Annotated in this window: 11 protein-coding genes and 2 tRNA genes; 2 read left to right on the top strand and 11 right to left on the bottom strand. The window is 41.7% G+C overall.

Annotated features, from left to right (window positions below; all coding sequences use genetic code 11):
- Window positions 1–41: 41 nt before the first annotated feature.
- From AAV98_RS16980 to spoIIE, 4 genes are read right to left on the bottom strand one after another with little or no spacing between them, the layout of a single operon-like run.
- Window positions 42–1,085: a protein kinase domain-containing protein gene (locus AAV98_RS16980; protein WP_060666723.1), complete on the bottom strand. Its 1,044-nt coding sequence runs from the start codon at window positions 1,083–1,085 to the stop codon at window positions 42–44.
- A complete protein-coding gene (locus tag AAV98_RS16975; protein WP_060666722.1) occupies window positions 1,051–1,821 on the bottom strand; it encodes a vWA domain-containing protein in 771 nt (256 codons plus the stop codon). The genes AAV98_RS16980 and AAV98_RS16975 overlap by 35 nt, the downstream gene beginning before the upstream one ends.
- A gap of 55 nt (window positions 1,822–1,876) precedes the next feature.
- On the bottom strand, window positions 1,877–2,344 hold the full coding sequence (locus tag AAV98_RS16970; protein ID WP_060666721.1) for a hypothetical protein: 468 nt from the start codon (window positions 2,342–2,344) through the stop codon (window positions 1,877–1,879).
- Window positions 2,345–4,831, bottom strand: coding sequence for a stage II sporulation protein E (gene spoIIE, locus AAV98_RS16965; RefSeq protein ID WP_060666720.1), 2,487 nt, complete (start codon window positions 4,829–4,831; stop codon window positions 2,345–2,347). It lies immediately after the preceding gene.
- Window positions 4,832–5,286: 455 nt separating this feature from the next.
- On the opposite strand from spoIIE, the gene AAV98_RS16960 reads away from it, so the two are divergent.
- Together AAV98_RS16960 and AAV98_RS16955 are read left to right on the top strand one after the other, a co-directional pair.
- Window positions 5,287–5,363 (top strand) — tRNA-Met (locus tag AAV98_RS16960).
- Window positions 5,364–5,372: 9 nt separating this feature from the next.
- Window positions 5,373–5,444 (top strand) — tRNA-Glu (locus AAV98_RS16955).
- A 552-nt stretch (window positions 5,445–5,996) separates the two neighbouring features.
- Here the strand turns inward: AAV98_RS16955 and AAV98_RS16950 are convergent.
- The 7 genes from AAV98_RS16950 to AAV98_RS16920 form a co-directional block, all read right to left on the bottom strand.
- On the bottom strand, window positions 5,997–6,458 hold the full coding sequence (locus AAV98_RS16950; RefSeq protein ID WP_060666719.1) for a S1 domain-containing RNA-binding protein: 462 nt from the start codon (window positions 6,456–6,458) through the stop codon (window positions 5,997–5,999).
- 89 nt (window positions 6,459–6,547) lie between these two features.
- Window positions 6,548–6,931 (bottom strand): FtsB family cell division protein, encoded by a 384-nt coding sequence (locus AAV98_RS16945; protein WP_060666718.1) that lies wholly within the window; start codon window positions 6,929–6,931, stop codon window positions 6,548–6,550.
- Between the two features lie 15 nt (window positions 6,932–6,946).
- Window positions 6,947–7,585, bottom strand: coding sequence for a spore cortex biosynthesis protein YabQ (yabQ, locus tag AAV98_RS16940; RefSeq protein WP_060666717.1), 639 nt, complete (start codon window positions 7,583–7,585; stop codon window positions 6,947–6,949).
- Window positions 7,582–7,887 (bottom strand): sporulation protein YabP, encoded by a 306-nt coding sequence (gene yabP, locus AAV98_RS16935; protein ID WP_060666716.1) that lies wholly within the window; start codon window positions 7,885–7,887, stop codon window positions 7,582–7,584. Before yabP ends, yabQ begins: the two co-directional genes overlap by 4 nt.
- Before the next feature lie 78 nt (window positions 7,888–7,965).
- Window positions 7,966–8,235, bottom strand: a complete 270-nt coding sequence (locus AAV98_RS16930) for an RNA-binding S4 domain-containing protein (protein WP_060666715.1) — start codon at window positions 8,233–8,235, stop codon at window positions 7,966–7,968.
- Between the two features lie 110 nt (window positions 8,236–8,345).
- Window positions 8,346–9,809, bottom strand: a complete 1,464-nt coding sequence (gene mazG / locus AAV98_RS16925; protein WP_060666714.1) for a nucleoside triphosphate pyrophosphohydrolase — start codon at window positions 9,807–9,809, stop codon at window positions 8,346–8,348.
- 21 nt (window positions 9,810–9,830) lie between these two features.
- Entirely contained in the window at window positions 9,831–11,414 is a 1,584-nt protein-coding gene (locus AAV98_RS16920; protein WP_060666713.1) for a putative polysaccharide biosynthesis protein, read from the bottom strand.
- Between the last annotated feature and the right edge of the window lie 79 nt (window positions 11,415–11,493).

Genomic DNA, 11,493 nt, shown 5'->3' with positions numbered 1-11,493 from the left:
ACTGCTTTATACCCCCGTACACAACCGCAAAACGCGTGTACCTACATTATCTGACCGTATAAATAGAAGAAATATGCAAACAGAATGACCGATAAAAGCACGGCAGTTTCCATCCACCCTTTGCTTGTAGCTTTTTGTGGTACAGGCTGACTTTGTGTACTAGCACTTCTTCTAGCTGTTCGACTTGAACTTGGGGCAGTTCGTTGTTTAGCTTTGTTGTTTACTGTTTGCTGTACCGACGCCTTTGGTGAAGCGCTTGGTTTTCGTTGGCTCATGACAGAAAGCATACCGCTCTTCATTTCTTGTGCAGAAGAATACTCACCCGCTAACGCTCTCATCAGGACAACCTTATACCTTTTTAACCAAGCGTTTTTGTCAATTTGCTCTCCTAGTTGTTTTTCTCCCCCCTCTCCGTTCTTTTGGAATTGTTTTGGGTAACAGATGTGAATCATGATCATTGCTACGGCAAATAAATCGTAAGTAGCTTCTGCCTTCCTAGAACCAAGTCCCCAATACCCCCGGTCAAAAAACTCTGTGAATTCTTTAATAGCCCGGCCATGCTGGGTCGTGCCGCCAACATCCACAAGACGTACTTTGGGAGGGGTGGCCATTACAATGAGATTATCGGGTTTCAAATCTCCAAACACCCAACCTTCACGATGAAGCGTTTCAAGATCTGTCAGCAATTGAAGTATTAGAATACCAGCCCATTCCATTCCCCTTTTTTGCACAAAAGAGAAAAGAGGTTCCCCTTCAAGAAACTCCATCACATAAAAGGAAAAAGTCTGTTTTCCTCCAAGGTTTTGCCTCTCCCAATCATCTACATCTAACAAAGAAGGCCCCAGGGAGAACCCTTGGACCTTCGAAAAATGACGCAGGACATTAACCTCAGAAGTGATGGACATGCTGTTTTCACTTATTTTTAATGCAGCTAATCCCTTTGAACTCCTGGTTAGATATACATACCCCGTCGCACCGTACCCGAGTGTTCTGACAATGGTGTATCTCTCTTTATGCCATTTTCCGATAATGGTCGTCCCTTGAGGCAGGTTACCTACCGGATTCTTCAAAGTATTGTTCATCATCGGAAATCAAGCTCCTCAGGTTACGTGTTTCTTTAAAATAAGGAATGGCTTCTTGAATTGCAGGACCTGTTGGCGTGATCCCGCCTGTCGATAGCTTCGGAAAAATACTGGACAGCGATTCCAACTTCGGTGTCCAATCTAAGATCTTCTCCACTTCTTGGCGTTTTCCCGGGAAAACAAAGGCTGAAAACTGGTTATCACCAATTCTTGCATTCAAGCTTAGTGCCAAGTCCAATAGTGCTTCCTTGACGGTTGGAAGCTTAGACTTCATGCTAGCACTAGTATCGACAAGAATCAGCACCTGCAGGGAAACCGTTTCACCCAGTTCATCCACTACTTCCATCACTTCCCCGCGTTTCTCAGGTGGAAGGTCCTCCATGGAAGTTTCGGAACCCAATATTTGTTGAAGCTCCTTATTAATAACCCCCTGTAATGTCTGGGTCATCGCTTTTCTGGTCACCATCTGGACTGTCTGAGATAAGTTCTTGGCATACACAATTTGACTGACTCCGCCACCAGACATTGCGATCCCCTCTATCTCTTGCATTCCTCTTTCATCTATTGTATCCTCATCCATCACCCCAATAACATTTACTGTGATACCCTGTTCTTTCGCAAGGGCTGCCATGGCAATTGGGTCGTCCCCTGAATTTGAGCATCCATCTGTAATTAATAAGATTTGTTTTAACGTTCCTTTATACACGTTTCGTCCCCTCCTAATGCGTATAATATACATTAGCCATCATGGACGAGACGCACTTAATTTATACCTTTATTAGACAATTTACCTTCTAAGAGGTGTTCAGCCCAACCACTTCCTTTTTACTAGAAAGAGATAGTGCAAACTTGTAATCAGCCAGTAAGTTGTTTGGCAGTTTTGAAAGGTGTACTATTCGTTCCTTGACTCCCTTTGCTTTATTCGGCATTACTGCTAGAATCTTTCCTTTTCCATCGGCGCTCGTTGTTTTCATACCCGTTAAGGCAATGATCTCTTTTTCCGTCAAATTTCTTGCAATCACTGCCAGCATGTTTTGCTTTCTCCACATCATGGTTCTGGCATTATCTGACTCATTGGCGGCTCTTCTGAACATGATTTCCGCATTCATTGCCAGTTTCAGAACCTGCCTCCCAAGTAAATTCGTCGGCCTAACCGGCACCACACCAACAGTTAGGCTCTCCGGCACTTCCTCCACAACCTCACGACGGCTACCCATCTCTTTCACAAGACCCGTTACCATTTTAGTTAAAGTTTTCAACATTTAAAGCGCCTCCTTCATTCCTTGGTTTTTGGATAGATAGTGATAGGCAGGAATGGCTGCCCATTTCGGAATATTCCTCTCTATTTTTGCTACCACAACCGTCATATCGTCCTGGATCTGACCTGATCTTGTCCGAATGACTTCCTCCATTATGATATCTGCCATTTCTTGCGGGTCGTCGGTACGGATTTCGGATACTTTTCGCTTCATCCATAAATCATAGTTTTCTACATGTTTTGGTCCTTCAAAAATTCCGTCGCTCATCATAATTAGTAGGTCACCAGCTTTTAACTGGGAACTCACGACGTCCACATCGAATTCTTGAATAATCCCCATTGGTAGATTACTTGCTTCAATTTTAATTACTTTATCTCCCCTCTTCACAAAACTTGGAGTCGAACCAACTTTTAAAAACTTGGCAGATGCATCTTGAAGGTCAATCATTGCTAGATCGAGCGTAGTAAATATCTCATCGGTCGTCCTTAATGATAGGACCGAGTTAACCGATTTGATGGCTACTTTTTCTTTGATTCCAGACTGTAGAATCTCTTGAAGCAACTTTAAAGTTTCTTTACTTTCATAGTGCGCGCGCTCACCATTTCCCATCCCGTCACTAATGGCAATGGCGTATTTTCCGTGACCTAATTCTATGGTGGAATAGCTATCCCCTGATATCAGTCCTCCTCCTTTAGCGGCATGCGCAACGCCTGTGTCGACTACAAACGCTTTTGCAGAGCCGAATGATACATGACAGTACCCATTGTTATCTGAATTACATTCTTCCTTTTTGACAATAATATTCTCTCGCAATATATCTGAAAGCATCGGAGCGATGAGTTTTTCACACTCACCACGCCCTTCGCAGTATGGAACGGTCATTTCAATGTCCACATTCCCCTGCTCGACGCTGTAAATTTCCACTTGTTCAATTTCAATACCGAATGCTTGGAGGGCATCTAATATTTGATCTTCCTGAACATAATGATTCTCCCTCTCTCGCTGAATTTCCCTTGCAAAGTCCTCCATTACTTGTGATACTCCCATCAATTGATCCGCTACCAACCTCCTACTCTCCATTAATTGCTTTTTCAGTTTCTCACTCGCGTGAAACTGGGCTAGCTCGTTTTTGATCACGGTTTTTACCTTTTCCGATTTTACGCAATGGCGATCCCACTCCTTTTGCAATTTGACATTCAGGCTAATGGTGCCTTCCTCTGTATCCTCCATTAAGTGTGTCATATAATCATAGGTTTTCTGGAAATTTTGTGTCCAACACTGCTCTTTTTTAAAGCAATTTTGACACGTTTTCTCTGTAACATTGCTCAAAAAGAGATCCACTTCTTTTTCCGAATTAGGGTGTTCAAATTGAAATTTAGAAAAGCTATTGGATAACGCTTGGAAAACGTGTGAAAATTGTTCCACTCTATTGGCAGTTACATCACGGATCTTCCGCATGTATTGCTGTTGCTCTGCTGTATGTTCAGCTGTTCCTGGAATGGATTTAGCCAAATTAGCGATAGCTCTTTGTGGTGTTAGCAGAAAGAGTGCAACAGCTACCATCGACTCCATAATGGTAGGAACAATCAGCGTCATCCCATCCCCATAAATGCCAATAAGTAATGTGCCTAGAAGCAGTCCCACCGAAACACCAATTTTGTTTCCTTCACGCAGCAACCCTCCTAACAGACCGGCAAAAGCCAGCAGACTCATCTGATATAAATTGGATACAGTAGCTAAGCTTAAAATGAGACCTGTCACCACGCCTACTGTCGAACCAATGGTGGCCCCAGCAACAAATGCAAAAATTAACACAAGATAACGAGATAATATATGTTCAACAGAAAGATCATAGGCTGTCCAACCGATGGTCCCTGTCAGAACGGAAGCGAATAGAATAATGAGGCAGATAATTTCTTCTGTTTTAAACGCCTGTCGCTTTTTCTTCATTGTGATAAGCGGCAAGCTCTGGAAGAAAATAAGTGTGAGGATAAATCCAAGTCCCCCCTCTACTCCAATCATCAGCCAATCATATGTCACAATTCCTGTTGTAAAATAAATCATCGTTGTTTTGGAGAGAAAAGCCGAGAGGAAGACTAGGAACGGCATAGACTTTAGTGGCTCTATCTTTAATGCCTGTGCCCACTTGAAGAGAAGAACAAATAATATCATCCCACCCAACACATAAGCGGCTGTCAACGCCGAGATGGTGGCCGACCCAACCATTAAGGCAATCAACGTGAGTCCAGCCCGTTTCTTTTTCAAGAAATACACAGCTGCGAAAAACGGTAACGCAAAAGGTGTAATTTCATTTAAGATCAAGGCTCGTCCCAACAAAAAACCGATAAAGACTAAAAGAAATCCTTGGTGAAAAAGGATGGTCGTAAGCTTCGTTTTCGCCGAATGCATTGACTTGATTAACGTTTTTTTGATTTTCCCAAACTGAAGATTGGAAACCGGTTCCCCCAAATCTCTTTCTAGTCCCTGCATGATATCCACTCCCATATTTTATCTATTGGGGTCATTATACAAGCTCAAAAGGAAAAGATTTGTCAAAAGAACCGCCCAGAACCAAAGAAGTGTTCGACTTATTACAAGGAAAAGAGGGAAAAGCTGTCACAAAATCATCGCATTTGCTAACCACTCTCATCAGTTTTTGTAAATTATATAGGTAATTGCTAGGATAATGTTCTAATAATTCTTACATTTTTAAAATGTATTGACATATGAATGATAAGTTAGTATGATAATTCTTGTGTCTTGTGAGAGATTTTTAATTTCTTATTGTATTACTTATTAATTTGGCGGTGTAGCGACGAGCGACACTTCTACGAATTTGCTTCGAGTTGTCCCGACGGATTCACTTCCTGGCTTTACTTGCAGAGGAAGGGACACAGGCCAGTAACATTGGCGCCAGTGAATCTAAATGCATTACTTATAAATTTGGCGGTGTAGCTCAGCTGGCTAGAGCGTACGGTTCATACCCGTGAGGTCGTGGGTTCGACTCCCTCCGCCGCTACCAACTTTATAAGGCCCATTGGTCAAGCGGTTAAGACACCGCCCTTTCACGGCGGTAACACGGGTTCGAATCCCGTATGGGTCATAATGATAAAAGCTGCCACAGCTTCAGACAATATCTGAAATTGTGGCAGCTTTTTTGTGTTTGTAGAACTTATTTAAGTGGTTTTGGGTAACTTTCTTTTCATTTTGGGGTAGATCCATCCATATTAACTGTTCCAACTGTTCAGATTCAGGGTGAATATTCGTTTATCCATCGTAAATGGAATATATCCATTGTAGTGTCGATATATCCATTGCAAAAAGGATATATCCATTGTAAAACTGATATTTCCATCATAAAAAAGATATATCCATTATAGCAACTTAAGTTAAGGTAACTGCCCCTTTGCTAAATGCATAACCTAAGTTGATTGCAGTGAAAGGCGCGAAGACGCCCGCGGGAGGAAGGGACAGGGGAGACCCCACAGGCGAAGCGAAGCCGAGGAGGCTCCCGGACCGCCCGCAGGCAAGCGAAGCGCCTGGAACGGAAATCAACTGTTCTACAATTTTCCCCCTGCAAAACAAAAAACACACCCCAAAAATTCAGGGCGTGCTCAAACATTACGTTTATATATATGAGATTTTCAGCAGCAAGTTACTTTCTACTTGCTCCACGACCTCCACGTTTTGATTCCGTGTTGCGCTTCAGGGAAGATAAACGATCTTCACTATCTTTCAAGAATCTTGCCATCTTTTGTTCGAAGTTTTCCTTTGGTTTGAATTCTTCTCTTCTTCCTCGTGGTGGGCGTTGATTTGAGCGTTGTTGATTGTTGTTCGGACGTTGTGATGGTGCAGCAGAACGTGGTTGTGGCTCACGGTAAGTGTCGCTTGCCTTTTTAATGGATAGGCCAATTTTGCCATCCTTCTCCACGTTGATTACTTTCACCTGTACTTCGTCACCAACTTTAAGATGGTCGTTGATATCCTTTACATAGTTGTCTGCAACTTCACTGATGTGGACAAGACCAGTTGTTCCTCCTGGCAATTCAACAAACGCACCAAAATTAGTTATTCCTGTTACCTTTCCCTGTAACTTGCTGCCTACTTCGATTGACATAAAAAAAATGCTCCTCCTTAAAATCATAAAAAATAAATCACTTTACCTACCATTATACCTAGAGCAAAATTGAGGTGTCAATATGACGACTAATCTGACGACGAATCATCCGGCATATTGAAGATGATTTCGTCCTCTTCTGACATGAAATAATCTCTACGTGCGATCTTCGCAATATAATCATCATCGTTCAGTTTTACAATTTCCTCTTCTAAACGCTGTTGTTCTTTTTTCAGTTTTGCCAGCTCTTGTGCGACAACTTCTTTTCTATCTTCTTTTTCTTGAAGAATAGCTCGTTGGTCTAAGAGTGTTTTACCCATTAGTATTCCAAAGACTAATGCTAAACAAAAGAATAATGATAAACGGCGATAAAGCCCACGGCGTTTTTTCTGTTGTTTCAACTGCTGGTCCTGTTTTTGTTTGGAATAATCGGAATGGATTTTTGCTACCTTTTCATCTTTTGCCGCGCTCATCTTATCATTCCTCTCCTAGCGCTTTTTCCAAAAGTTTTTTACTCTATTTATTATACTATGTTTCCTATTCTTTACTAGTGTGAAAAATCCTTCAAGTTTTTTCAAAACAATGTGTAAATATTTTTTCACTACGTTCGGGACCAACTTCCATACTAGCATAAGAATCCACTTAAATGGTAAGGAACAAATTTTAACAATCCGCCATAAAAGCAACAGCAGAAAGCGAATGGTCGAGTAAAGAAACTTCCAAATACCTAATAATAATACGATAAGGGCTTGTACTAATAGTTGAATAGGCTTCACTATCAGCATTTTCACCATTTTTTCCAAGAAACGATACAAGTTGATGACAAGTTGGATGATGGATTCCAGTAAGCTTAAATAAAAATATCTGAATAAGCTTTGATAAGCTGCAAAGCCACACACGAGTGCAATGAGAATATAAAAACGAATTTCTCCTTCATTTACTCTCAGCAATACATAAAAGCCAATAAGGGCTTGCAAGAGCCAAAAGAGGATGTCATGAATAAACACAATCCATTTGGCTCTCTTTTCCCGTTTCAGAAAACGTCCATACGTATCGATGGCCGCTCCAAGCCATGCCCCCATCCCAATCATGGCAAGCATTGTATAAAGCTGGGTGCTAAGTGTCATTTGAACAACTTACTAAAGAACCCTTTAGCTTTCTCCGCCTGTTGGTCATCTAAATAAATAATTTCCATAATCTTTCCTTTGATCGAGACGACGCCACTTTCTACATCCAGGTTTTTCATCTGGAGATTTTGGCCTCTGACAGAGAGAAATCCCATCACTGTTTCTAATAAAAACTCTTCGTTATCAAAACTTTCCACTTGCTTTACACCGGTGATATCCAACATTCTGCGACTTCTCATCACGATGTCTTGCTCTTGGACAGTCTGCTTATTTCCTTGATTTGAATCATAGTATTGGTTCATATTCATCCCTCACCTATCTAGTACTTGAAGATAGTACATGTATATGAGAGGGATAATTTTTTAGAACATGCCTGTCCGTTACTCTTCTGTTTGTTCTACTCTTTCTTCTTTCACGATGGTGTACATCATGGCTGCATCTTCTTTTTTGGCATTTTCCTGAATGTTATCAACGGAAGCAGTCACAATTTTTTGGCCAAAATGGATTTTTAATTCATCTCCTGCTTTTACATTGCTGCTCGCTTTAGCTTGGACATTGTTGATATAGATGCGTCCCTGCTCTGCTACTTCTTTTGCAAGCGTACGACGCTTAATGATCCTTGATACTTTCAAAAATTTATCTAATCGCATTCTGTTACTCCCCCTGAATTAAAAGTCTGTTAAACGCCGCTTTTAATTTCCGCACTAGGCTTCGCTTTCCTTGGGGCACTTGCGGAGCCTCCTCGGCAAACCTTCGGAAATTATAAACCGTTCTTTTTCGCTTCTTCCCAAATGGCATCTAATTGTTCTAAAGATAGATTCTCGAAAGATTGCCCTAATTCCTTTACCTTCTTTTCAATATAAGTAAACCTGCGGTAAAACTTTCGGTTGGTTAGGGCTACGGCTTCTTCTGGATCAATCTTATAGTATCTTGCAATGTTAACGAGAGCAAAAAGTACGTCCCCAAACTCTGCAGCCACAAGATCTGAACTAGCATCCTGTCTCAATTCTTCCTGCAACTCCTGTATTTCCTCATTTACCTTATCCCACATCGGGGCGACATCGTTCCAATCGAACCCTACTTTACCTGCTTTTTTCTGATATTGGTATGCTTTTGTAAGGTTAGGAAGCCCTTTTGCAACCGAATCAAGAATGGACTGCTCGGCTCTTTCTCCTTTTTCTTCTGCTTTGATGGCTTCCCAATTGGTGATGACATCATCTGCATCTTCCACTGAGGTGTCAGCAAATACATGAGGATGTCTGCGGATCATCTTCTCATTAATCCCTTCTATCACATCTTCTATGCTAAAGTAACCTTCATCCTCCCCAATCTGGGCATGAAGCATCACTTGTAAAAGTACATCCCCAAGTTCTTCTATGATTCCATCTGTGTCTTCTTCATCAATGGCGTCGAGCAATTCATATGCTTCTTCGATTAAGTATTTTTTCAATGATTCATGCGTTTGTTTCTGATCCCACGGGCAGCCACCAGGACCTCTAAGGGTCGCGATGGTTTTTCTAAAAGAAGAGAATTGTTTAAAAAGCAGTTCCTCCTCTTTCACAGCTGGGACATAGACACTTGTCAGGTTATTGATTTCTGCCACTCTATCAAGTTCGTATAATGGTACCTCTGTAATTTTTTCCATGGAAGACCCTGCTGCTGTGACAATCGTCACGGGATAGTCGTCCGGCAGCATTTCCATCAAGGTGAGCTTCACTTCTGAAGCAATGAAAGCATCATATACCTGACAAAAAATCATTGCCTGGGTCGGTACAATCGCTTCTTTTACAAGCGCAGTGGCATCATGGAATTGAAAACCATCGATGGGATCGAGTCCCACTGCTGTAAACATCGGATCAAGAAAGCTTTGACCGCCTTTGATATCAAGTTTAATGATTCCTTCTTTTTCTTTTTCAAGTAAAATTTGAACGGTTTTCTCTGCCACAAGTGGATGTCCCGGTACAGCGTACACAATCTCCTTATGTGCACTAAGCTCGACTAATTCTTCCGCAATTCTTTCATACACCGTGCCGAATGTACCTTCCTGTTCATATATGGCATCAAACGACTCGTAGGTGAGCCCTTCCTTTGCAAGCTCTTCGATAACAGGATGTTCTTTCGTCCGAAGAAAAAGATGGTCCGATTGCGTTAATTGCTTGTACACTCCCATTGGAAGCTGTTCGAGGTCACCTGCACCAAGACCTAAAACCTTTATTACATTCATATATGAACACCAACTTTATGATTATTTTAAAAGTTTCACCAGCTTCTTTCCTAGCGGGAGAAGCATGAGTTCTTCTTTGGTAAAAAAGTGATTCTTTATTAAAATTAGTAGGTAGGTAAGTCCGCCTATTATCACTCCCACCATACTTTGGACGGTTGCCAGTGTACGGTTATCGCCTACTAATGAATCCGTAAGAAGCAGATAGACGCCTAAAACGGCAGACATCAACCCTATGCTCACAAGCAAAGGAATCATTGGCATCCTTTCAAAAATAGAAGTGCCAGTCTTCCTTTTTAACGCCAGGACCATCATGAAGGCGACTGCACAGAACGCGACTAATGTGCTGACCGCCGCTCCTAACGTTGATAGAGGGGAAATCAATAAGGCATTCAACAAATATTTCATACCAATACCGACTCCTACAAATAGGGCCGGAAGATACGGATCGCCAAGTCCCTGCAAGATTGCCGCCGCGGTCAAGGCAATACTGCAAAACAGAATAGACAAGCTAAGGACCAATAGAACATTATAGCCACTTTCATTGGAAAAGAGCATGATATTTACTGGTCGAATAAGCCATGCAAGCCCCACAGCCGCTCCTGCTCCTACTCCTATGCTGACACGGATGGAGAGACTTATTTTTTCTTTTATTTCTCCTTCATTGCTCTTGGCGAGAATAATGTATGGGACAAGGGAAAGTGAGAATGCAGTTGCTACTACTGTTCCAAGCTGAATGAGAGGTTGTCCCCTGTCGTATATCCCTTTTAGCTCTTTCGCTTTTTGTTCGTCGACACCTACTTCTAATAGACCCGCATAAATAGTGAACGCATCCACCATTTGAAAAAGGATCAGCAAAAGCGAGCTGATGCAAATGGTAAAGCCTTGAAGCATCAGAATCTTTACAATAGACTTCGAAGACGGAATCATGTTTAAAGGCGCAACGTTATGTTTCTTTTTCGTCTTTTGATAAAAGACCAACAGTACTAATACGGCAGCAAATCCCCCCATAACGGAACCAAATATGGCGCCTGCACCTACTTCATAAAGGGAAAATCCTGCGTTTACGAGCAGGTAGGATAGTACTAAAATAGTCCCGACTCTTATTAATTGTTCAACGACCTGAGAAACGGCCGTGGGCGTCATTTCTCCAAGCCCTTGAAAACTTCCCCTCCATACAGAAACAAGTGGCATTAGTAAAAAGGAGAAGGCGACAATCTTAATTAAAACAGAGAGCTTGAGATCCCCCATAAAAGCTGCTAAGTGAGTCGCTCCGAGGTAAAGCAGCAGGAAAAAGCTCACACCCAAAATCGTTAAGAAACAAAAGGACACCCAGCGAATTTTGCGTGCTGCATGCTCTCTTGTCTTTTCAGGGTGTTCTGCAATGATTTTAGAAATGACAACCGGAAAGCCATATGTAGATAAAATGATAGCCACCCCGTAAAAGGGATATACCTGCTGATAAATATAAAAGCCAACATCTCCTACGATATTTTGGAAAGGAACGCGATAAGCTGCACTGAGAATTTTAATGATGATCCCTGCTATAGTAAGAATCATAGCGCCTTTCCATACCTTTTGATAGGAGTGTGGTGATAATTCATTCATAAAAAAGCCCGCCTTAAAGGTATTCGTACAATTGTATAATTATAGCATATTTTTATTGGAAAGATGGATGCATTACACA

The sequence above is a fragment of the Bacillus sp. CHD6a genome, from assembly GCF_001293645.1.
GTDB lineage: Bacteria > Bacillota > Bacilli > Bacillales > Bacillaceae_I > Sutcliffiella_A.
Note: the sequence above shows the minus strand (reverse complement) of the source record. Positions and strands in the feature narration are given on the sequence as shown.